At 59.6% G+C, this 20,524-nt stretch carries 23 protein-coding genes and 1 tRNA gene; 4 read left to right on the top strand and 20 right to left on the bottom strand.

The annotated features are described in order from the left end of the window. Window positions 1-3: 3 nt before the first annotated feature. From ASE80_RS25090 to ASE80_RS25075, 4 genes are all read right to left on the bottom strand, one after another. The gene (locus ASE80_RS25090) at window positions 4-972 is read right to left on the bottom strand and encodes a FecCD family ABC transporter permease (protein ID WP_056861285.1); all 969 of its coding nucleotides are present in this window, start codon (window positions 970-972) and stop codon (window positions 4-6) included. After that, the gene (gene fecC / locus ASE80_RS25085) at window positions 969-1,958 is read right to left on the bottom strand and encodes an iron-dicitrate ABC transporter permease FecC (RefSeq protein ID WP_056861284.1); all 990 of its coding nucleotides are present in this window, start codon (window positions 1,956-1,958) and stop codon (window positions 969-971) included. Before fecC ends, ASE80_RS25090 begins: the two co-directional genes overlap by 4 nt. Window positions 1,959-1,960: 2 nt before the next feature. After that, window positions 1,961-2,875, bottom strand: coding sequence for a Fe(3+) dicitrate ABC transporter substrate-binding protein FecB (locus tag ASE80_RS25080; protein WP_371920503.1), 915 nt, complete (start codon window positions 2,873-2,875; stop codon window positions 1,961-1,963). Window positions 2,876-3,141: 266 nt separating this feature from the next. Further along, window positions 3,142-5,547, bottom strand: coding sequence for a TonB-dependent receptor (locus ASE80_RS25075; protein ID WP_056861282.1), 2,406 nt, complete (start codon window positions 5,545-5,547; stop codon window positions 3,142-3,144). Between the two features lie 167 nt (window positions 5,548-5,714). On the opposite strand from ASE80_RS25075, the gene ASE80_RS25070 reads away from it, so the two are divergent. Next, window positions 5,715-6,344, top strand: coding sequence for a CatB-related O-acetyltransferase (locus ASE80_RS25070; RefSeq protein ID WP_056861281.1), 630 nt, complete (start codon window positions 5,715-5,717; stop codon window positions 6,342-6,344). Between the two features lie 5 nt (window positions 6,345-6,349). Here ASE80_RS25070 and ASE80_RS25065 read toward each other — a convergent pair whose 3' ends face one another. The 10 genes from ASE80_RS25065 to thrS form a co-directional block, all read right to left on the bottom strand. Further along, entirely contained in the window at window positions 6,350-6,991 is a 642-nt protein-coding gene (locus ASE80_RS25065) for a glycoside hydrolase family 25 protein (RefSeq protein WP_056861280.1), read from the bottom strand. 212 nt (window positions 6,992-7,203) lie between these two features. Then, window positions 7,204-7,280 (bottom strand) — tRNA-Pro (locus ASE80_RS25060). 90 nt (window positions 7,281-7,370) lie between these two features. Next, entirely contained in the window at window positions 7,371-7,727 is a 357-nt protein-coding gene (locus ASE80_RS25055) for a MerR family transcriptional regulator (protein ID WP_003174972.1), read from the bottom strand. Then, on the bottom strand, window positions 7,708-8,010 hold the full coding sequence (ihfA, locus tag ASE80_RS25050) for an integration host factor subunit alpha (protein ID WP_002553164.1): 303 nt from the start codon (window positions 8,008-8,010) through the stop codon (window positions 7,708-7,710). The genes ASE80_RS25055 and ihfA overlap by 20 nt, the downstream gene beginning before the upstream one ends. A gap of 3 nt (window positions 8,011-8,013) precedes the next feature. Continuing rightward, a complete protein-coding gene (gene pheT, locus ASE80_RS25045) occupies window positions 8,014-10,392 on the bottom strand; it encodes a phenylalanine--tRNA ligase subunit beta (protein ID WP_056861279.1) in 2,379 nt (792 codons plus the stop codon). A 26-nt stretch (window positions 10,393-10,418) separates the two neighbouring features. Continuing rightward, a complete protein-coding gene (gene pheS / locus ASE80_RS25040) occupies window positions 10,419-11,435 on the bottom strand; it encodes a phenylalanine--tRNA ligase subunit alpha (RefSeq protein WP_034117607.1) in 1,017 nt (338 codons plus the stop codon). A 109-nt stretch (window positions 11,436-11,544) separates the two neighbouring features. Next, the gene (rplT, locus tag ASE80_RS25035; protein ID WP_003174975.1) at window positions 11,545-11,901 is read right to left on the bottom strand and encodes a 50S ribosomal protein L20; all 357 of its coding nucleotides are present in this window, start codon (window positions 11,899-11,901) and stop codon (window positions 11,545-11,547) included. 27 nt (window positions 11,902-11,928) lie between these two features. After that, entirely contained in the window at window positions 11,929-12,123 is a 195-nt protein-coding gene (rpmI, locus tag ASE80_RS25030; protein WP_002553160.1) for a 50S ribosomal protein L35, read from the bottom strand. A 59-nt stretch (window positions 12,124-12,182) separates the two neighbouring features. Continuing rightward, a complete protein-coding gene (gene infC, locus ASE80_RS25025) occupies window positions 12,183-12,734 on the bottom strand; it encodes a translation initiation factor IF-3 (protein ID WP_015884933.1) in 552 nt (183 codons plus the stop codon). Beyond that, window positions 12,734-14,656: a threonine--tRNA ligase gene (gene thrS / locus ASE80_RS25020; RefSeq protein WP_056861278.1), complete on the bottom strand. Its 1,923-nt coding sequence runs from the start codon at window positions 14,654-14,656 to the stop codon at window positions 12,734-12,736. The genes infC and thrS overlap by 1 nt, the downstream gene beginning before the upstream one ends. Window positions 14,657-15,021: 365 nt before the next feature. Here thrS and ASE80_RS25015 point away from each other — a divergent pair, with 365 nt between their 5' ends. After that, on the top strand, window positions 15,022-15,336 hold the full coding sequence (locus tag ASE80_RS25015; protein ID WP_081321440.1) for a hypothetical protein: 315 nt from the start codon (window positions 15,022-15,024) through the stop codon (window positions 15,334-15,336). A 289-nt stretch (window positions 15,337-15,625) separates the two neighbouring features. Beyond that, the gene (locus ASE80_RS25010; protein ID WP_003234260.1) at window positions 15,626-15,838 is read left to right on the top strand and encodes a cold-shock protein; all 213 of its coding nucleotides are present in this window, start codon (window positions 15,626-15,628) and stop codon (window positions 15,836-15,838) included. Window positions 15,839-15,911: 73 nt separating this feature from the next. On the opposite strand, the gene ASE80_RS25005 is transcribed toward ASE80_RS25010, so the two are convergent. Both ASE80_RS25005 and ASE80_RS25000 read right to left on the bottom strand, forming a co-directional pair. Then, on the bottom strand, window positions 15,912-16,232 hold the full coding sequence (locus ASE80_RS25005; protein WP_017138776.1) for an I78 family peptidase inhibitor: 321 nt from the start codon (window positions 16,230-16,232) through the stop codon (window positions 15,912-15,914). 143 nt (window positions 16,233-16,375) lie between these two features. After that, a complete protein-coding gene (locus tag ASE80_RS25000) occupies window positions 16,376-16,684 on the bottom strand; it encodes a hypothetical protein (protein ID WP_056861424.1) in 309 nt (102 codons plus the stop codon). Window positions 16,685-16,856: 172 nt separating this feature from the next. Here ASE80_RS25000 and ASE80_RS24995 point away from each other — a divergent pair, with 172 nt between their 5' ends. Then, window positions 16,857-17,069, top strand: coding sequence for a hypothetical protein (locus ASE80_RS24995; protein ID WP_056861277.1), 213 nt, complete (start codon window positions 16,857-16,859; stop codon window positions 17,067-17,069). Window positions 17,070-17,102: 33 nt separating this feature from the next. On the opposite strand, the gene ASE80_RS24990 is transcribed toward ASE80_RS24995, so the two are convergent. Genes ASE80_RS24990 through ASE80_RS24975 form a run of 4 tightly spaced genes read right to left on the bottom strand, consistent with a single transcriptional unit; the run spans window position 17,103 to window position 20,522 of the window. Further along, window positions 17,103-18,131: a nucleoside hydrolase gene (locus tag ASE80_RS24990; RefSeq protein WP_017138773.1), complete on the bottom strand. Its 1,029-nt coding sequence runs from the start codon at window positions 18,129-18,131 to the stop codon at window positions 17,103-17,105. 26 nt (window positions 18,132-18,157) lie between these two features. Next, a complete protein-coding gene (gene rbsD / locus ASE80_RS24985; RefSeq protein WP_056861276.1) occupies window positions 18,158-18,562 on the bottom strand; it encodes a D-ribose pyranase in 405 nt (134 codons plus the stop codon). Then, complete coding sequence (rbsK, locus tag ASE80_RS24980) at window positions 18,559-19,476, bottom strand: ribokinase (protein ID WP_056861275.1); 918 nt, start codon at window positions 19,474-19,476, stop codon at window positions 18,559-18,561. Before rbsK ends, rbsD begins: the two co-directional genes overlap by 4 nt. A 23-nt stretch (window positions 19,477-19,499) precedes the next feature. Further along, complete coding sequence (locus ASE80_RS24975; RefSeq protein ID WP_056861274.1) at window positions 19,500-20,522, bottom strand: LacI family DNA-binding transcriptional regulator; 1,023 nt, start codon at window positions 20,520-20,522, stop codon at window positions 19,500-19,502. Window positions 20,523-20,524: the final 2 nt, after the last annotated feature.

Below are 20,524 nucleotides of genomic sequence, written 5' to 3'. Positions count from 1 at the left end.
TCATCAACCCTTGAACCGTGCCAGCAACCAAAGAAAATACGGCGCACCAATCACCGCCGTAAGCACGCCCGCCGGGATTTCGCTGGGCGCAATCAACGTGCGTCCAAGCGTGTCGGCCAGCACCAGCAATAACGCGCCAATCAGCATCGCAGCCGGCAGCAGGTACTGGTGATGCCCACCCACCAGACGCCGCGCCATGTGCGGTGCGACCAGGCCGATAAAACCAATCGGCCCGATCACGCCGACACCCAGGCTGGTGAGCAGCACCGCACAGGCCATCGCCCACCAGCGGGTGCGGCCCAGCGCAGTGCCCAGGCTGTGGGCGGCCTCATCGCCGAGAGCAATGAGGTTCAGGGGTTTAGCCAGGCACAGGCCCAGCGGGATCAACAGCAGGAACGGCAGCACCAGCGCCACATGGTGCCAATTGCGGCTCCACAAACTGCCCGTCAGCGCGAGCAACGCGGTGTTGATATCCAACGGATGGGACAGGATCAAAAACTCGGTGACGCTGGACAAGGTCACCGCAATCGCCACACCTGACAGCGCAAAACGCACCCCGGAAAAACTCACGCCGGTGTTGTACAGCGCCAGCAGCAAGGCCCCACCGGCGCCGCCCAGACAGGCCACCAGTGGCAGCCAGGCCATCGGTAGGTGTGGCCAACTGATGATCGCCACGGTCAGCGCCAGCCCGGCGCCCTGGGTCACGCCGAGAATCTCCGGCGAGGCCAGCGGGTTGCGGATCACGCCCTGCACAATCGCACCGGCCAGGCCGAAGGCGCAGCCAGCCAGAATGGCGATCAGGCTGCGTGGCAGGCGGTGGTTCCACACTTCAAAATCGAGGGCGTCGTGGGCCAGCAGGCGCTCCAGCACGGTGCCGGGTTTAAGCCACACCGTGCCGGCGCTGAGGCTCGCCAGCAGTGCCACCAGCAGCAAGCCCAGCAGCAGCCATAAGCGCAATCGTGGCCGAATCATAGGGTGCGCCTGGCAAGAAACAGGAAGAACGGTGCGCCGATCAATGCAGTGACCACGCCCGCCGGGGTTTCCACTGGAAAGGCCACAGCGCGACTGAGCAAGTCGGCGCCCAGCACGATCACCGCGCCCAACACCGCGCTGAGCGGAATCAGCCAGCGGTAGTCGTTACCGAGAAACTGGCGAATGATATTGGGCGCGATCAGCCCGACAAAGCCAATGGGGCCGATCGCGCACACGCTGGCGCCCACCAGCAGCAAGCTGGCGACAAACACCTGCAAGCGCAGGCTGGCGATACCGACGCCCAACGAGCGCGCGGCGTCTTCGCCGAGGTTGATCAGGTTCAGGCGCGGCGCACACCACAGCGCCCACACGCCGCCGATCAGCGTGCACGGCCAGAGCAGTTGCACCTGGGCCGCACCCACATTGGCCAGCGACCCGGCCAGCCAGTTCAGCACGCTTTGGGCCTGGGCCTCGACCAGAATCACCGTGAGCCGGGTCAAGGCCGCACACAGCGCCGCAACCGCCACACCGGCCAATACCAACCGACCTTGCGCGGTGGTCGGCGACCACGCGCCGCCCAGGCTGAACACCGTGACCCAGGCCAGCGCGCCGCCCAGGCAGGTCATCAACAGGGCGCCACCGGCAAAGGGCGGCGCGACCAAACCGGTGGAAAACAAGGCCAATCCCAATGCCGCGCCGGCCGTCACGCCAAACAATGAAGGCGATGCCAAGCGGTTGCGGGTGATGCCTTGCATCAATGCTCCGGCCAGGCCCAGGCAGGCACCGACCAACGCCGCGCACAACGCTCGGGGCACGCGCAGCTGCGCCACGATATAGGCCATATTGCCGCCCACGCTGCCCTGATGAACCAGGCCGTTCCAGGCATCCGTCGCAGTGATGGTGAACGGCGACCAGCTGTACAGCGAGTACCAGAACAACACGGCCCCCAGCAGCACAATGCTTGCCGCCGCGAAACTGCGCTGCACGGTTATTGGCTCAATACGGCTTTGCCGCCCTTGAGAATCGCCAGGGTGTCTTCAGCGATTTGCTCCGACGCCAATACACCTCGGTTACGCGCCCAACTGTCGCCATCGACCTCGGCCACTTGATGATTACGCACCGCGCCGAGCACTTGCCACAACGGCTGCTTGCTCCAGGTGTCGACGATGCTTGGGCGGCGATAGTGACCGACCAGCAACCAGCCAGGGTCAAGCGCGAGCAATTGTTCCAGGCTGACAAATTCAGTCGGCGCGGCCTTTGCGCGTACCAAAGGCACTTTCAGGCCGATGGCTTGCAGCACGCTGCCGGCGTAGGAGTCGGGCCCGTGCACGGAAAAGCTGTCTTCACGGGCAACCCCGAACAACACGCTGGCACCTGCCGGAATCTGCTTGGCAATCGCCTGCAAGTGCTCACGGTTCTGGGCGATACGCGCGTGCATCTGCGGGCTTTTGCCCAGGGCCGTGCCGATCAGTTCGGCGGATTTGAGGCTGCCTTCGTAATCTTCCCCACGTGATGGCAGCAACAAGGTCGGCGCGATGCTCGCCAAGTCGCTGTACAGGGCCTGATGACGATTGAGGTCGGCAACGATCAGGTCCGGCTTGAGCCGGGCGATTTCTTCGATGCTCGGTTGCGAACGCAGGCCCACCGACTTCCATTGGCCGATGGCCTGGCGCACACGCGGCAGTACGCGGTTGGCATCGCCATCGTCCGCAGCACCGACTGGCGTGACGTCAACGGCGGCGAGGCTGTCGAGAAAGGAAAACTCCAGCACCACCACGCGCTTGGGCGCATCCGGCAGGTGCACCGTGTGCTGGCCGTCATTAACGTCGATGGGCGCGGCGTTCAATACGCTGCAAGACAACGCCAGGAGGCAGGCGGCAAGGGTCGGGATGGAGCGCAGCATTCGCATGACAAAGACCTCGGCGTTAAAACACCCCGGCTGGACGGGCTGGGGAAAACGGCGGGTACTATTCCATATTGAGGCGATGCAATCAAAAAACATTCTTATTAACGCAGCGATTTTAGGGTGTGGTCTGGCTTGTGTGGGAGCTGGCTTGCCTGCGATAGCATCGACCGGGTCTTACTGACAGACCGAGGTGTCTGTATCGCAGGCAAGCCAGCTCCCACATTGGCCCTCCAACATTGGCCTTCCCCACATAATCCCTGCGTTTAGAAGTCCACCGTGGCCGACAGCAAATAGGTGCGCGGCGTGGACAGGGTCAGGCCCGGCTCACTGTCATCCGAAGCACCGGCCGAACTCCAGTAGCGTTTATCGGCGACGTTCTCGACATTCGCTCGCAAAGTGATGTGCTTATCGTCGACCTTGAAGGCATAGCGCGCACCGACGTCAAGGCGGGTCCACGCGTCGATCTCCTTGACGTTGGACTGGTCAAGGTACTGCGAGCTGGAATAGATACCCCGGCTGGTCAGGGTCAGGCCCTCCACCGTCGGCACATCCCATTCGGCGCCCAGGTTGACGTTGTACTTGGGCGTGGCCGGGGCGCGGTTGCCGTCGAAAGTACCGTTGGTGGTGTGGGTCAGTTCGCTGTCGATAACCATCACACCACCCAGCAGGCGCACGCCCTTGAGCGGCTCGCCGAACACGCTCAGCTCTACGCCGTCGTTCTGGCGTTTGCCATTGGGCCCGAACACCCGCGTAGTGGCGTTGGTTTCGTAGGCCGGTTGCTTGATTCGGAACACCGCTGCCGTCACGGCAAACGCGCCGGCGTCGTATTTGGCACCCACTTCAACCTGGCGGCTGACAAACGGCGGGAAGATTTCATCTTCGTTGATCGAGGTCGACGGCGCGATTTTGCCTTGGCTCAGGCCTTCCATGTAGTTGGCGTACAGCGACAGTTTGTCGGTGGCTTTAAACAGGATGCCGCCGGAGGGCGAGACTTTTTCCTCATCGTAGGCCGTAGCGCCTTTGACGTTGTCGGTCCAGTCGTCGACCTTGACCCGCTGCCAGCGCGCGCCGAGGGTCAGCAATAAACGCTCGTCGAAAAAGCCCAGGGTATCGGACAGCGCCACGCCACTGAAGCGGTTCTCGGTGTAGACCTTGGAATCCAGGCGTGTTGGCCGTGAAGGGGTTGGGGTTTCTACCGGGTTGTACAGGTTGCTCGGCGCCGCCGCGTAACGGGAGCCGCCGTTTTCAAAGTCCATGTAGAAGTAGCTGGCCGCCAGGTTGATCTCATGGCTGACCGGCCCGGTATGCAACCAACTGCGCACCCCGGCGGTGGCGGTGCGCACGTTTTCATCGCGGGTGAAATCCCGTGGCAATACGCTGAAATCCCCGGCGTTGTTGGTGACGGACACCGCGTGACGCAAGAAGTCGTGGTTGCTTTTACGTGCGCCGACGCCGCCATACAGCATGACGCTGTCGCTGAGGTCGAACTCGCCGTTAACCGTGCCGAAGGTGTCATCGGTACGGGCTTTGCTCCAGGGCTGTGCGTAGTTATGCCGTACGTCATTGGCGCTCGGCACCCTGGCATTGGCGCCGACTTGTACACGTTCCTGCGGCGCATCGGTGTCACGCTCGGTGTGGCCGACATCCGTGGAAAGGCGCAGGCGCTCACCGCGAAAATCCAGGCCCAGCACCGCCATTTCACGGTCGACGCTCTGGTGATCCCATTCGGTATCGCCGGACTGCTTCACGCCATTGAAACGGATGCCGAATTTGTTGTCCTCACCAAAGCGCCGCCCCACATCTACTGCGCCACCGGCCTGGCTGCCGGAGGCCCAGGTGCCGGTCAGCGAGGTGATGTCCTTGTCGGTAGCGCGCTTGGGCACCACGTTGATCCCGCCGCCCACGCTGCCGCGCGGCGAGATGCCGTTGATCAACTGGCTCGGGCCTTTGAGGATGTCGACGCGCTCGGCCATTTCCATGTCGATGGTGTACGTCGGCAGTACGCCATAGAGGCCGTTGTAGGCCACATCACTGTTGAACAGGCTGAACCCGCGAATGGTGAACTGCTCGTAGCGCCCGCCCGCCGGATTGGTGGCGCGCACCGACGGGTCGCTGGCGACAAGGTCGCCGAGGGTACGCGCCTGTTGGTTCTTGACCGCCTCGGCGGTGTAGGTGGTCATGCTGAACGGCGTTTCCATAAAGTCCCGCGAGCCGAGCAGGCCTTGCGAGCCACGCCGCGCCAGCTGACCACCGGCGTAGGTATCGCCATCGGCCAACCCAGTAGTGCCGACGATGGACGTGGGAGCCAATTGCAGGCTGCCGCTTTCCGGCGCCGGCATCAGCCTATAGGCCTGCGCGCCCATCGGTTGCAATTGCAGGCCCGAGCCCGTCAGCAACTGGGCAAAGCCCTCCTCCACGCCGTATTCACCCGACAAGCCGGCGCTGCTGCGACCGCTGACCAGCGCCGGGTCTACCGACAGGTTGACCCCGGCGAGCCCGGCGAAGCGCGTCAATGCGGCGCTCAGGCTACCGGCCGGCACCTGGTAACTGCGGCGGGCGGTGCTGTCTTCGGCATAGCTGAGCGGGACAAATAACGGGCTGGCACTGAGGCTCAGCATCAGGCTCAGGTTCAGCAACGGGCGCAAGCGCATGGGTCGGACTGCGGGCATGGGGAGAAGCTCTCGATTTTGTTCACTTGCCTGGAATGACAGGCGAGGCGCAAAAAAGGGACAGGGGTTGGCGATTTTTTTCAGCAGATAAAGCCTTCGTCTTGCATAGAGAGCAGCCATTGCTCACGATGTCGCCTGATTTCAATCTCTGCATAAAGGCTCACCGCATGAAGTTATTGCGTAAATGGCGCGAAAAAAAAGCGCGCAAGGCAATACGCGCGCTCTCCCCGCTGGAGCGCTCTACGCAAAAACTGCGCAACCGCTATCCAAACTACAGCTTTGGCATAGGCACCTACGGCGATTTGAAGGTGCACGACTGGCATGAAGGCACGACGCTGCGTGTCGGCGCCTACACCTCGATTGCCGGCAATGTGGAAGTGTATTTGGGCGGCCATCATCGCACCGACTGGCTCAGTTGTTACCCCTTCCCCGCCAAGATGAAAAGCCTCGCGCACATTACCGACTTTGGTGGCAGCAAAGGCGACGTGATCATTGGCAATGATTGCTGGATCAGCTCCCACGCGAAAATTCTGTCGGGCGTGACCATCGGCAATGGCGCAGTCGTGGCGGCAGGCGCGATTGTGACCAAGGATGTGGCGCCTTACGCCATCGTCGGCGGCAACCCGGCCAAACATATCCGCTGGCGTTTTGATGAACCGACTCGGCTGATCCTTGAGCAATCCGGCTGGTGGGACTGGCCGGAGGCTGAGGTGCGTGAGGTCGCGCATTTGCTCTGCAGTACGGATATCGGGCCGTTTGTAGAGTACCTCAGCCAGCGAGCGCGTTCGGCTGGCTGAAGCCTTCAGCGCTTGATCCAATCCAGATCCACCGCCCCTTGAATGCCATCAACCTGACCTTTACTGCTGTGCTGCCACCAGTGCCAGCTTTTGCCGTGGCTACTCCAGGTTTCGGGCACCGTCGGCTGCTTGGCATCCCAGTGGGCGATCCACAACGGGCACGGGCTGAAATCGTACTTTCGCCACGCCACACGGTCAGCCCAGATGCTGGGTGACGTGTAGATGTAGGGATGGGAGCCATCGAGCACCTGCGTGCTGAGCAGCGTGACCAGTTCGTGCAAGGCATCGGCCATCTGATCCGGGCTCGCCGTTTCGTTGCGCGAGGTTTCTACATCAATGGCCAGGATGTGCTTCCCGACCTCGAAGTTGGCCTCGCAGAGCCGCTGCCGAATATTGGCCAGTTGTTCGCCAGGGGTACTGCTCAGTGCACGAAAGTAGTGGTAAACCCCCGCAGTCAAACCGTGGGCCAGCATCCCGGCAAAGTTTGTTGCAAACCGAGGGTCAGTGTAGGTGCCCCCTTCGGTCATCTTCACAATGGCATGGGTGACACCGGCTGACGCGACGCGGCGCCAGTCGATCTCTCCTTGCCAGCGCGATACATCAATGCCACGTGCATGGGCGGTAGGGGTTTGCTGTTCACAACTCATGAGTTTCTCCAAGACGCTGGGTGCGTTATGCAACCTTTCATCTCGGATACTTTCATTCTAAAGCGCCGAAAAACCGTATAAGAGTACTGCCTGCTTAGGGATACGCTTGGGTATGGCAGACGGTACAAGGGTGAAAAATTGGGGCGTTCCCCAAAAAACGCGCACATGAAAAAGCCCAACCTTTTCAGATTGGGCTAAGTCATTGAATAATATGGTCGGGACGGAGTGATTCGAACACTCGACCCCTAGCACCCCATGCTAGTGCGCTACCGGACTGCGCTACGCCCCGACTAGGCGTGTTACTGGGTTTGCTTCGTAATGAAGCGATCCGGAATATACCGCAAGCTTTTGAAATGTGGAAGTATTTTAAAAGCTCGTATCACTTCTTCAACACCACCAGCACATCTTCGAGTTCGGAGATCATCTGGCGGATCAGTTGTTTGTATTGGGTGGTGTCGTCTTTGGCTTCATCACCGGACATACGCTGGCGCGCGCCGCTGATGGTGAACCCCTGATCGTACAGCAACGCACGGATCTGTCGGATCATCAGCACGTCCTGGCGCTGATAATACCGACGGTTCCCGGTGCGTTTGACGGGGTTGAGTTGAGGAAACTCCTGCTCCCAATAGCGCAGCACGTGCGGTTTGACCGCACAGAGCTCGCTGACTTCACCGATGGTGAAGTAGCGTTTGCCTGGGATGACGGGTAGTTCGTCGTTATGACTTGGTTCCAGCATAAGCCTCAACTCGGGCCTTCAACTTCTGCCCTGGACGAAAGGTGACCACACGGCGAGCCGTGATCGGGATTTCTTCTCCCGTTTTTGGATTGCGGCCAGGCCGCTGGCGTTTGTCCCGCAGGTCAAAATTGCCGAAACCGGACAATTTGACCTGTTCGTTGTCTTCCAGAGCGTGCCGAATTTCTTCAAAGAACAGCTCGACCAATTCCTTGGCTTCGCGTTTGTTCAGACCCAACTCTTCGTACAGACGTTCCGCCATCTCAGCTTTCGTCAAAGCCCCCATACGTCACTTCCTTAACGTGGCGTTCAACCTTTGTTCGAGCGAGGTGAGGATATTTTGTGTCGTGGTATTCACCTCATCGTCATTAAGAGTGCGCGATGGATGCTGCCAGGTCAAGCCAACTGCAAGGCTTTTTCTATGCGGATCAATGCCTTTACCCTGATAGACGTCAAATAGCCTGAGGTCTGTCAGCCATTCCCCTGCATTTTCACGGATTACGTCCAGAACGGCAGTGGCGGCCACTTCACGGTCGGCGATCAGCGCGAGGTCACGACGCACTTCAGGGAAGCGCGACAACTCGCTGAATTTAGGCATCTTGCCCGACGCCACTTCAGCCAGAACCAGCTCAAAAACAAAGACCGGACGGTCCAGACCCAGGGTTTTCGACAGCTCAGGGTGGATAGCACCGACAAAACCCACCAAACGCCCTTCGCGCTCGATACGTGCAGTCTGGCCCGGGTGCAACGCCGGGTGGCTACCCGGCACAAACGTGAAGTCATCCAGTGCACCGGCAAAGCCCAGCACCGCTTCCACATCGGCTTTAACGTCGAAGAAGTCCACGCCATCGCGGCCCTGTGCCCAGCCTTCGGGCAGGCGGCTACCGCAGACAACACCCGCCAGCATCGGCTCTTGCTTGAGGCCGTCGAGTTGGCCGACAAAACGCAGGCCGCTTTCGAACATGCGCACGCGGTCTTGCTGACGGTTCAGGTTATGGGACAGTGCCTTGACCAGACCCGGCCACAGCGACGAACGCATGGCCGCCATGTCATTGGAGATCGGGTTAGCCAGCAGCAACGGCTCAACGCCTGGGTTGAACAGCTCAAACTGCTTTGGATCGATGAAGCTGTAAGTCACCGCTTCCTGGTAGCCACGGGCAACCAGCAGGCGACGCAATTCCGGCAGGTGCGCACGCGCCTCGGCCTTGGGTTGCGGTGCCAGACGCGCTTGCGGGTAGCGAACCGGCAGGCGGTTGTAGCCGTACAGGCGGGCCAGCTCTTCGATCAGGTCGACTTCCAGGCTGATGTCGAAACGATGGCTTGGCACTTCTACGTGCCACTGCCCTTCCCCACCGGCGGAAATACCCAGGCCGAGTGCGGACAGCAGTTGCTCGATCTGCGCAGGTTCAATCACCAGGCCAAGCATTTGCTCGACGCTTTTGGCACGCAGGGTAATCGGTGCAATCGACGGCAGGAACTGCTCGTTGACGGTTTCGGTGATCGGGCCGGCTTCGCCGCCAGTGATTTCCAGCAGCAGGCCAGTGGCGCGCTCCATGGCTTCACGGGCCAGTTTCCAGTCCACGCCACGCTCGTAGCGGTGCGAGGCATCGGTGTGCAGGCCGTAGGAACGGGCCTTGCCAGCGATGGCGATCTGGTCGAAGAACGCGCTCTCAAGGAAAATATCGCGGGTGGTTTCGGACACGCCGCTGTGCTCGCCACCCATCACGCCGGCAATCGCCAGGGCGCGGGAATGGTCGGCAATGACCAGGGTGTCGGCGCGCAGGCTGACTTCCTGGCCGTCGAGCAATACCAGCTTCTCGCCTTCTTCGGCCATGCGCACGCGGATGCCGCCATTGATTTCGGCGAGATCGAAGGCGTGCAGCGGTTGGCCCAACTCCAGCATCACGTAGTTGGTGATGTCCACGGCGGCATCGATGCTGCGCACGTCAGCGCGACGCAGGCGCTCAACCATCCACAGCGGGGTTGGCCTGGATAGGTCGACGTTGCGGATCACACGACCGAGATAGCGTGGGCAGGCGTTTGGCGCCAGTACGTCGACAGGGCGCACTTCGTCATGCACTGCGGCGACTGCGGCAACCACTGGGCGGGTGACCGGGGCGTTGTACAGCGCGCCCACTTCACGGGCCAGGCCAGCGAGGGACAGGCAGTCACCCCGGTTCGGGGTCAGGTCGACCTCGATGCTGGCATCTTCCAGTTCCAGGTAAACGCGAATGTCCTGGCCCACTGGCGCATCGGCCGGCAGTTCCATCAGGCCATCATTGCCCTCGCCGACTTGCAGCTCGGCCTGGGAACACAGCATGCCGTTGGACTCAACGCCACGCAGCTTGGCTTTCTTGATCTTGAAGTCGCCCGGCAGTTCGGCGCCGATCATGGCAAACGGAATCTTCAGGCCCGGGCGCACGTTTGGCGCTCCGCACACGACCTGGAAGGTTTCCACGCCATTGCTGACCTGGCACACGCGCAGCTTGTCGGCATCGGGGTGCTGTTCGGTGCTCAGCACTTCACCCACCACCACGCCGGTGAAAACACCGGCGGCCGGCGTTACGCTATCGACCTCAAGGCCGGCCATCGACAGACGAGCAACCAGCTCGTCGCGATCTACCTGCGGGCTTACCCAGCCACGCAGCCATTGTTCACTGAATTTCATCCTGCTCTCCTAAAGATTCGTTACGACTAGCGAAATTGCGCGAGGAACCGCAAGTCGTTGTCGAAGAACAGACGCAAGTCGTTCACGCCGTAACGCAGCATGGCCAGGCGCTCAACGCCCATGCCGAAGGCAAAGCCCGAGAACTCTTCCGGGTCGATCCCGGACATGCGCAGCACGTTAGGGTGAACCATGCCGCAGCCCATCACTTCCAGCCAGCCGGTCTGCTTGCAGACGCGGCAGCCTTTGCCGCTGCACATCACGCATTCCATGTCGACTTCAGCAGATGGCTCAGTGAACGGGAAGAACGATGGACGGAAACGCACCGCCAGCTCTTTCTCGAAGAACACCCGCAGGAACTCTTCGATGGTGCCTTTGAGGTCGGCGAAATTGATGTCGCGATCGACCAGCAGGCCTTCGACCTGGTGGAACATCGGCGAGTGAGTGATATCCGAGTCGCTACGGTACACACGGCCTGGGCAGACGATGCGGATCGGCGGCTTGTTCGCTTCCATGGTGCGGACCTGTACCGGCGAGGTATGGGTGCGCAGCAGCATGTTCGCGTTGAAATAGAAGGTGTCGTGCATCGACCGGGCCGGGTGATGGCCTGGGATGTTGAGCGCCTCGAAGTTGTGATAGTCGTCTTCGACCTCGGGGCCTTCGGCAATGCCGTAGCCGATGTGGGTAAAGAACTGCTCGATACGTTCCAGAGTCCGGGTGATCGGATGCAGACCGCCCGAGGCCTGGCCACGACCAGGCAGGGTGACGTCAATGGACTCGGCGGCGAGCTTGGCCGCAAGATCGGCCTCCTCGAGCGACGCCTTGCGCGCATTGAGCACCTCGGTGACACGCTCCTTGGCGACGTTGATCAGCGCGCCGACTTGCGGGCGCTCTTCAGCCGGCAAATTCCCCAGGGTCTTCATCACCTGAGTCAATTCACCTTTTTTGCCAAGGTAGTGAACCCGGATTTGCTCCAGGGCATTTACATCTTCAGCGCTATGCACAGCCTCAAGAGCTTGGGCAACGAGCGCATCCAGGTTTTCCATGTACAGACTCCAGATACAAAATAGGGGAAGAGCTTGAAGGCTCTTCCCCTATTTATGACGTTTACCACCTTGGGCTACAGGAGCAGCCCAGGGTGACTGTCGGGGGTACTTAAGCCAAGGTGGCTTTAGCTTTCTCGACAATCGCAGCAAACACCGCTTTTTCGTTCACGGCCAGTTCAGCCAGAACCTTACGGTCGATTTCGATGGACGCTTTTTTCAGGCCAGCGATGAAACGGCTGTAGGACAGACCGTTAACACGTGCACCAGCATTGATACGAGCGATCCACAGAGCGCGGAACTGACGTTTTTTCTGACGACGGTCGCGGTAGGCGTATTGGCCTGCCTTGATTACCGCTTGCTTGGCAACACGGAATACGCGTGAACGCGCGCCGTAGTAGCCTTTAGCAAGTTTCAGAATTTTTTTGTGACGCTTACGGGCAATGACGCCACGCTTTACACGAGCCATGAGTTATTCCTCTATTCTTGACTAAAATTAACGAAGGCGCAGCATGCGCTCGACTTTTGCCACGTCAGACGGATGCAGCAAGCTGCTACCGCGCAGTTGACGCTTACGCTTGGTCGACATTTTGGTCAGAATGTGGCTCTTGAAAGCGTGCTTGTGCTTGATACCGTTAGCAGTTTTCAGAAACCGCTTAGCAGCACCACTTTTAGTTTTCATCTTTGGCATGTTCGGTACTCCGCATTCAGTTGATAAACATAATCAGAAGGCCTGCCGTGCCCTGTTGATTACTTCTTCTTTTTCGGGGCGATGACCATAATAAGCTGGCGTCCTTCCATCTTAGGATGCTGTTCGACAGAACCGTACTCGAGCAGGTCAGCTTCAACCCGCTTGAGGAGTTCCATCCCCAGCTCCTGGTGGGCCATCTCACGGCCGCGGAATCGCAAGGATACCTTGGCCCTGTCCCCATCACTCAGGAAACGTACCAGGTTGCGCAGTTTTACCTGGTAATCCCCTTCCTCCGTCCCTGGACGAAACTTGATTTCTTTTACTTGAATCTGCTTCTGGTTCTTCTTCGCTGCGGCAACCTGTTTCTTCTTCTCGAAGATCGATTTGCCGTAGTCCATCACCCGACAAACAGGTGGGATTGCATCGGCGGAGATTTCCACCAGGTCCAATTTGGACTCTTCAGCAATACGAAGCGCTTCATCAATCGAGACGATGCCAATCTGCTCGCCGTCAGCGCCAATTAACCGAACCTCGCGTGCCGAGATATTCTCGTTGATCGGGGCTTTCGGTGCAGCTCGTTTATCTTGTCTCATTTCACGCTTAATAATAATTACTCCGAATCTGGGCGACCACGCCGGGAAACCGCTTGCGCGAGGAACTCAGCGAACTGGGCGACGGGCATCGAGCCCAGGTCAGCACCTTCACGAGTACGCACAGCGACAGTCTGCATCTCGACTTCCCGATCTCCGATAACCAAAAGATAGGGAACCTTGAGCAAAGTATGCTCACGGATTTTAAAGCCGATCTTTTCATTTCTCAAGTCGGACTTGGCACGAAATCCGCTTTCGTTGAGAGTTTTTTCAACTTCAGCGGCAAAATCGGCCTGTTTATCAGTGATATTCATGATCACTGCCTGGGTCGGAGCCAGCCACGCAGGGAATGCACCCTCGTAGTGCTCGATCAGGATACCGACGAACCGTTCGAACGAGCCGAGGATCGCCCGGTGCAGCATAACCGGGTGCTTACGGCTGTTATCTTCGGAGACGTATTCGGCTCCCAAACGGATCGGCAGGTTAAAATCGAGCTGCAGGGTACCACACTGCCAGACGCGACCAAGGCAATCTTTCAGCGAGAACTCGATCTTCGGACCGTAGAAGGCGCCCTCACCCGGCTGCAGATCGTACGCAAGGCCCGCGCTGTCTAGCGCAGCGGCCAGTGCAGATTCAGCGCGATCCCACAGCTCGTCGGAGCCAACACGTTTTTCCGGACGAGTGGACAGCTTCATTTCGACTTCGGTGAAGCCGAAATCGCGGTAAACGTCCATGGTCAGCTTGATGAACGCGGCGGATTCGGCCTGCATCTGCTCTTCGGTGCAGAAAATGTGGGCGTCGTCCTGGGTGAAGCCACGCACACGCATGATGCCGTGCAGCGCACCCGATGGCTCGTTACGGTGGCAGGCACCGAACTCGGCCAGGCGCATCGGCAACTCGCGGTAGCTCTTCAGGCCCTGATTGAACACCTGCACGTGGCACGGGCAGTTCATCGGCTTGATGGCGTAGTCGCGGTTTTCCGACTGAGTGGTGAACATGTTGTCGGCGTAGTTGGCCCAGTGCCCGGATTTCTCCCACAGGCTACGGTCAACAACCTGAGGCGTCTTGATCTCCAGGTAGCCGTTGTCTCGCTGAACCTTGCGCATGTACTGCTCGAGCACCTGGTACAGGGTCCAGCCGTTCGGGTGCCAGAACACCATGCCCGGCGCTTCTTCCTGGAGGTGAAACAGGTTCAGGCGCTTGCCGATCTTGCGGTGGTCGCGCTTTTCAGCTTCTTCGATGCGCTGGATGTAGGCCGCCAGCTGCTTCTTGTCAGCCCAGGCCGTGCCGTAGATCCGCTGCAATTGTTCGTTCTTCGCGTCACCGCGCCAGTAGGCACCCGACAGCTTGGTCAGCTTGAACGACTTGAGAAAGCGTGTGTTCGGCACGTGCGGGCCACGGCACATGTCGACATATTCTTCGTGGTAATACAGGCCCATGGCCTGTTCGTCCGGCATGTCTTCCACCAGACGCAGCTTGTAGTCTTCGCCACGGGCGGTGAACACGTCGATCACTTCGGCGCGCGGTGTGACCTTCTTGATCACGTCGTAATCTTTTTCGATCAGCGCGTGCATGCGCGCTTCGATAGCGGCCAGGTCGTCCGGAGTGAAAGGACGCTCATAGGCGATATCGTAGTAAAAGCCTTCGTCAATGACCGGGCCGATCACCATTTTTGCCGTCGGGTACAGTTGCTTGACCGCATGGCCAATCAGGTGCGCGCAAGAGTGGCGAATGATCTCCAGCCCCTCTTGATCCTTGGGCGTGATGATTTGCAGGCTGGCATCAGCGGTGATCAGGTCGCTGGCGTCCACCAGCTTGCCGTCGACCTTGCCGGCCACGGTGGCCTTGGCAAGACCTGCACCAATGGATGCGGCGACCTCGGCTACGGAAACCGAATGATCGAATGAACGTTGACTGCCGTCGGGAAGAGTAATAGTTGGCATGGCGCCTCCTCTCCTAGTGGTGACCCCTACCAAAGGTCACGTGGGTTGGGATGAGCCAGTACAAGATCCAACACCAGGCCGTTCAGTGATGAACGCCTGCCTTACAGCGGCAGGAGCCTTTCGGCCAACCGATAATCGAACCAGAGTGACTGGAGTGAACTCAAAAAACGTGGCAAGGCGGCAATGGGCGCGCCTGGAAATAGCCAAGCGGGTGATGCTAGCACAGATGAACGGTCATCGCGCCTGCCCTGCCCTGCGAAACATAAATTCCCGTGTTTGATGCCTGCAAAAGTGAACTTGGGCTGTACGAAAGCCCTCAAACCCGCTGAGAATCGCTGTTTGCCCACGAATCAAAGGAGCACTTCATGATGCGCTTTACCTCGACCCTCGCTCTCGCCGCTTCCCTGACCCTCCTTTCCCTTGGCGCACAGGCTGCCGCCCCGTCGAACTGGCCAGCCGGTGCGCGCGACAGCTTTATCGCAGACTGCAGTTCATCAGCCCAGCAGAGCGTTGATGCCAAAACTGCCAAAGACCATTGCGAATGTGGCGCGGACAAGCTCAATGCCGAATTGAGCACTGCTGAAATCAAGGAACTGATGACCAACCCGAACGCCAGTCAGGCGCTGAAAACCAAAGCGGTCACCGCTATTTCGTCCTGCAAAGTCGTGAAGAAAAAATAACTACGACCCCTGATCAGACGGCCATTTGACTGAAAAAACAGCCTGAAAACTGCCATTTCGCACAAATTACGCAGCTTTTACGGCTTTTTTTAACAGCTGATATTTCGCAGCAAAGCCCCGTAGATCGGGGCTTTCAGCCGACCAAGGCACTAAACGCAACGCTATTGATTAGCAAACAATGCCTTGGGGGGGCTTACAAGCCGAACATTTCGACTATGATACCCCGGTGTGCCCAGTTGGCCTGAGCAGCACAGCACTACTGAAAATATATGTTTCTTGGAGATACACCATGTCTAATCGCCAAACCGGCACCGTTAAATGGTTCAACGATGAAAAAGGCTTCGGCTTCATCACTCCTCAAGGTGGCGGTGACGACCTGTTCGTACACTTCAAAGCTATCGAAAGCGACGGTTTCAAAAGCCTGAAAGAAGGCCAAACCGTTTCCTTCGTGGCTGAGAAAGGCCAAAAGGGTATGCAAGCTGCACAGGTTCGCGGCGAGTAATTCTCCGCTGAGCTAAAAAAACCCCGTCCATGTGACGGGGTTTTTTATGGGCGCTGCAAAAGCCGCAAGGCGATCAGCCGCAGTTGACCCGCGTGATCACCAGGTTGTCGTCGGTGTTCAGGTTCAGACGGTCGGAGCGGTACTCCAGGGTGATCATGTCGTTAGGCTTGAGGATCCGTGCGTTCTGCGCGCCGGCACGGGTACGCGCCTGCTCCAGCAATTGAGGCGAGGCTTTCTGGCCGATGGCGAATTCGGCGGCCTTCGATTCGCAGCGGGTGTGACCTGCATCGGCAACGGCGGCATCTTTGCCTGGCTCAGGTGCACCCGGGGTGCTGCAACCCGCCAACGCGAGTGCTGCCAACAAAGTACCGAATGATGCGAGCTTCCAAGGCATGAAGCCTCCTATGAAAAAAATGGACAGAGATCGTGCGACAGCGATCTGGCGGTTTGGTTTCAAGACGTAAATCGCCGAAGGGTAAGTCTGCCTGACTCACGGCGAGCATTCGCTCGATCAATCGTCACCAGATATGAACGAATTCAGTAGATGTCGATGTAGTCAAACGGTGGCTTTGGCCAGTTCTGCTGCAGCGCATTGAAAATCTGCCGGACCCAGACTTCATCACTGGCGGCGACGTTACCGACATAACCCGAACCTTTGGCCCAGGTCTCGAGGCGAAACAGCAGGCCATCGATGTCGACTCCGCCTACGGCCTTCCCGGACGAGATATAGGCGATACCGCCCTTGGTCACCCGCAGTTGGGTATGTTCATCGTCACTGGCACTCGCGAGCAATTCGCGCACGGCCTTAAGCGTGAGGTTCTCGGGGTTGTTCAAATCGATCTGCACCTGGTGTCCCCGGTAGTTGAATAGGCCAACAGTGTCGCACAGCATCGGCCTCATCCCGAAACGTCTCATGCCTAAGTAGCACTGCCAAACGCCGCGCAAAAATGGTTAACTGCCCCGGTTAAAAGCGCGCTCCAGCGCACTGCCCAGCATTCCAGCCCCGTGAGCCCCGACCATGAGTACCGTAACCCTCCAAGCCGACATCAAAGCCAAGTGGCCTCAAGGACAAAGCTCCTACAGCCCCGGAAGCACGGAGGAGTTGGCCATCATCGGAATCGACCTGCTGGTCAAGGAACTCGGCACGCAGGCCGCACAGGCCTTCATCGGCCAGGTATTCGAGAAATACCCGGCCGACCACATGGGCGCCCACAACCCCGAGCGCGAATAAGACCCGGCCGGCGAACGCCGACCGGCAAACAGCTTACTTCAGACGTGCCAGGCGCTCGGTCAGCAGATCGAAGAAGCCTTGGGCGTCGCCGTTCTCAACCCAGAATGCGTTCTTCGGCTGCTTGAGGCCGTCATACCAGTCGACGACGGTCTGGCCGAAGGTAGGGCCTTCGCGGCTGTCGATCACCACGTTGACTTCACGGCCGCTGAACAGGGAAGGCTTGAGCAGGTAGGCAATCACGGTAGCGTCATGCACCGGGCCACCGGGGATGCCGTAGTGCTCCATGTCACCCTTGACGTATTCATTGAGAATATCGCCCACCACCTTGCTCGCATTGTTCTTGATGTCGGCAATCTGTTTCAGGCGCGCGTCACTGGTCAGCACCTTGTGGGTCACGTCCAGCGGCAGGTAAGTCAGCTTGACGCCACTCTTGAGCACGATTTCAGCCGCGACAGGGTCTGCGAACAGGTTGAACTCAGCCACCGGGGTGATATTGCCGCCATTAAAATGCGCCCCGCCCATCACCACCACTTCCTTGATGCCTTGGGTGATCTCCGGCGCCTGGGTCAACGCCAGTGCCAGATTGGTCTGTGGACCGAGCATGGCGATAGTGATGCTGTGAGGCTTGGCGGTGCTCAGGGTCTTGATCAGGTAGTCAACGGCATTGCCTTCGGCCAGGCCTTTTTTCGGCTCATGCACGGCGACCCCGGAAATGCCTTCCTTGCCGTGGATGTTCTCCGCATAGATCGGCGTGCGCAGCATGGGTTTCGGCGCGCCGGCGTATACCGGGATGTCCTCGCGCCCTGCCCACTCGCGGGCCAGGCGCGCGTTGCGGGAGGTCTTGTCGAGGCGCACGTTACCGGCGACGGTGGTCAGCGCACGAATGCTCAGCTCCTGCGGGGAAGCCATGGCAAACAGCAACGCCACGACGTCATCGGCGCCTGGGTCGGTGTCGATGATCAGGTCGATTTTTTCCGCCGCGTGGGCGCTGGCTGCGGTGAGTGCGGACAAAAGCAGGACACTCCGAAATAGATTCTTCAGGGTTGGAAGACCACGTTGCATGAAACACTCCTTGTCGTAGGGAAACTCTAGAAGGTAACGCCGGACACCAGCGCGATATTGCAATACGGCTGGCATTCGCCCGTGCGCACCACCGCGCGGGCCTTGCGGCTGAGCTGCTTGAAGTCTTCATGGCTGACCAAACGGCGCTCGCCCAGGGCGGCCTGTTCGGTCAACACATTGAGTGGCGTCAGCGCAGGCGGCTGCTTGAGCAGGATTTCCTCGGCCAGCACGTGGCTTTCCACCTGCATCTCGCTGAGCACAATGCGCAGGGTGCTGATGAAATCCGGAATGCCCTGGGTCAGCGCCAGGTCGATCAACTCGACACCTGGCGGCACCGGCAAGCCGGCATCACCGATCACCAGGATGTCACCGTGGCCGAGGGATGCGATCACGCGCGACAGCGCAATATTGAGCAATGGTGTCTTTTTCATGAGGGCATAAAACCTTGTACGTCCTGCAGCGTAGGAATAGAGGGTTGCGCACCGGCCCGCGTGACCGAAAGCGCGGCAGCCACCTGGCCGAACCGGATGGCCTCGGCTTCGCTTTTGCCGTTGGCCAGCGCCGCGGCAAAACCACCGACAAAGGTGTCACCGGCAGCCGTGGTGTCCACCGCCTTGACCTTGGGCGCCTGCAAATGCTCGAAGCCTTTGCCATCGGCAAACAACGCGCCCTGGGCACCCAGGGTGATGATGACTTTACCGGCACCCGCCTTGAGCAGCTGCGTCGCAGCCACCTTGGCGCTGTCGAGGGAATCGACCGTCACACCGCTCAGGGCGCTGGCTTCGCTTTCGTTGGGGATCAGGTAATCGATCGAGGCATACCATTCCTCCGGCAGCGGGCCACTGGCCGGTGCCGGGTTGAGAATCACGGTCTTGCCCAGTTCACGACCGCGCTTGAGCGCCTGACCAACCGTGTCCATCGGCACTTCCAGCTGACAGACGATGACGTCTGCCGCCTGCACGACCGCATCAGCTGCCTGCAACGACGCAGGCGTGAGCTCACCGTTGCTGCCGGCCACGATCACAATCGCGTTCTGGCTGCTGTCATCCACCACGATCAACGCCACGCCGCTGGAGCCATCCACGGTGCTGACGGCCTGGCAATCGATACCCTCCACCAGCAGCGCATCACGCAATTGCGCGCCGTAGGCATCGGTGCCCACACAGCCGATCATCGCCACCTCAGCGCCAAGGCGTGCAGAGGCCACCGCCTGGTTGGCGCCCTTGCCACCCGGAACGGTGGAGAACGTCTGGCCGATCAGGGTTTCACCGGCGCGCGGCAAGCGACTGGCGCGGGTGACCAGGTCCATGTTCAAGCTGCCTATTACCACTACTTTTGCTGGCATACATCAGTACTCATCAATTCGGTTCAGCGGTATTGGGCGAACACACCGGCAAACGGCGCCGTCGACTCACGCAAAACAATGCTCGGCGTCACGATGCGCTGATCGATCGGCAGTTGGGGTGTTGCAATTCGTCGCAGTAAAAGCTCGGCCGCCGTCTCGCCCAGTTGCACGATCGACTGCCCGACCGTCGTCAGCGCCGGGTACACGTAACGGCCCATTTGAATGTCATCAAAACCAATCACCGACAGCTCGCCAGGCACACGGATATTGCGTTCGGCTGCTGCACGCAACACGCCGAAACCAATCATATCGTTACTGGCGAAAATCGCGCTGGGCGGGTTTTCCGACAGCAGCTGTACCGCTGCGGCATAACCACCGATGCTGGTGAAATCACTTTCCTCGGTGCGATTGGCTGCCACTTCCACCCCCGCCTCACGCAGCGCGCGGTGATAGCCGGCCAGGCGCATTTGCGCCACGCGGGTATGACTGGGGCCGCCAATGCAGGCGATGTCGCGGTGACCGAGCTCCAGCAAATGCCGGGTCGCCAGGTAGGCGCCTTGTTCGTGGTCGATACGCACCAGGTCGACATCAATGCCGTCCAGTGCTCGGTCGACAATTACCATGGGGGTGCGCACCGCGCTCAAGCCTGCGGCAAGGCCACTGTCGTCGCCGCCCACCGAGGTTACGATCAGGCCGTCGATGCGCTTTTCGAGCAATACGCGCAGGTAGCTGCGCTGCTTTTCGGCGTTATCGTCGGAGTTGCAGAGGATCACGCAATAGCCATTACGCTCGCAGTAATCCTCGATACCCCGCGCCAGCTCGGCAAAATACGGGTTGAGGCTGTTGGGCACCAGTAGGCCGATGGTCGCAGTGGTCTTGGCCTTGAGCGAGCGCGCGACGGCACTCGGCACGTAGTCCAGTTGCTTGATCGCCGCTTCCACCTTGATGCGCACAGGCTCGCTGACCGGCCGCGTCTTGTTCACCACATGGGACACGGTGGTGTAGGAAATACCTGCAAGCGCGGCCACATCCTTGATCGTTGCCATGG

The organism is Pseudomonas sp. Leaf15, from assembly GCF_001421425.1.
In the GTDB taxonomy this organism is placed as follows: Bacteria; Pseudomonadota; Gammaproteobacteria; order Pseudomonadales; family Pseudomonadaceae; genus Aquipseudomonas; species Aquipseudomonas salomonii.
Note: the sequence above shows the minus strand (reverse complement) of the source record. Positions and strands in the feature narration are given on the sequence as shown.

Excerpts from the sequence above, each read along its gene's own strand:
- ASE80_RS25090 (WP_056861285.1), bottom strand. The coding sequence starts at position 972 with ATGATTCGGCCACGATTGCGCTTATGGCTGCTGCTGGGCTTGCTGCTG.
- ASE80_RS25080 (WP_371920503.1), bottom strand. The coding sequence starts at position 2,875 with ATGCTGCGCTCCATCCCGACCCTTGCCGCCTGCCTCCTGGCGTTGTCT.
- ASE80_RS25075 (WP_056861282.1), bottom strand. The coding sequence starts at position 5,547 with ATGCCCGCAGTCCGACCCATGCGCTTGCGCCCGTTGCTGAACCTGAGC.
- ASE80_RS25070 (WP_056861281.1), top strand. The coding sequence starts at position 5,715 with ATGAAGTTATTGCGTAAATGGCGCGAAAAAAAAGCGCGCAAGGCAATA.
- ASE80_RS25065 (WP_056861280.1), bottom strand. The coding sequence starts at position 6,991 with ATGAGTTGTGAACAGCAAACCCCTACCGCCCATGCACGTGGCATTGAT.
- ASE80_RS25055 (WP_003174972.1), bottom strand. The coding sequence starts at position 7,727 with ATGCTGGAACCAAGTCATAACGACGAACTACCCGTCATCCCAGGCAAA.
- ihfA (WP_002553164.1), bottom strand. The coding sequence starts at position 8,010 with ATGGGGGCTTTGACGAAAGCTGAGATGGCGGAACGTCTGTACGAAGAG.
- pheT (WP_056861279.1), bottom strand. The coding sequence starts at position 10,392 with ATGAAATTCAGTGAACAATGGCTGCGTGGCTGGGTAAGCCCGCAGGTA.
- pheS (WP_034117607.1), bottom strand. The coding sequence starts at position 11,435 with ATGGAAAACCTGGATGCGCTCGTTGCCCAAGCTCTTGAGGCTGTGCAT.
- rplT (WP_003174975.1), bottom strand. The coding sequence starts at position 11,901 with ATGGCTCGTGTAAAGCGTGGCGTCATTGCCCGTAAGCGTCACAAAAAA.
- rpmI (WP_002553160.1), bottom strand. The coding sequence starts at position 12,123 with ATGCCAAAGATGAAAACTAAAAGTGGTGCTGCTAAGCGGTTTCTGAAA.
- thrS (WP_056861278.1), bottom strand. The coding sequence starts at position 14,656 with ATGCCAACTATTACTCTTCCCGACGGCAGTCAACGTTCATTCGATCAT.
- ASE80_RS25015 (WP_081321440.1), top strand. The coding sequence starts at position 15,022 with ATGATGCGCTTTACCTCGACCCTCGCTCTCGCCGCTTCCCTGACCCTC.
- ASE80_RS25010 (WP_003234260.1), top strand. The coding sequence starts at position 15,626 with ATGTCTAATCGCCAAACCGGCACCGTTAAATGGTTCAACGATGAAAAA.
- ASE80_RS25005 (WP_017138776.1), bottom strand. The coding sequence starts at position 16,232 with ATGCCTTGGAAGCTCGCATCATTCGGTACTTTGTTGGCAGCACTCGCG.
- ASE80_RS24995 (WP_056861277.1), top strand. The coding sequence starts at position 16,857 with ATGAGTACCGTAACCCTCCAAGCCGACATCAAAGCCAAGTGGCCTCAA.
- ASE80_RS24990 (WP_017138773.1), bottom strand. The coding sequence starts at position 18,131 with ATGCAACGTGGTCTTCCAACCCTGAAGAATCTATTTCGGAGTGTCCTG.
- rbsD (WP_056861276.1), bottom strand. The coding sequence starts at position 18,562 with ATGAAAAAGACACCATTGCTCAATATTGCGCTGTCGCGCGTGATCGCA.
- rbsK (WP_056861275.1), bottom strand. The coding sequence starts at position 19,476 with ATGCCAGCAAAAGTAGTGGTAATAGGCAGCTTGAACATGGACCTGGTC.
- ASE80_RS24975 (WP_056861274.1), bottom strand. The coding sequence starts at position 20,522 with ATGGCAACGATCAAGGATGTGGCCGCGCTTGCAGGTATTTCCTACACC.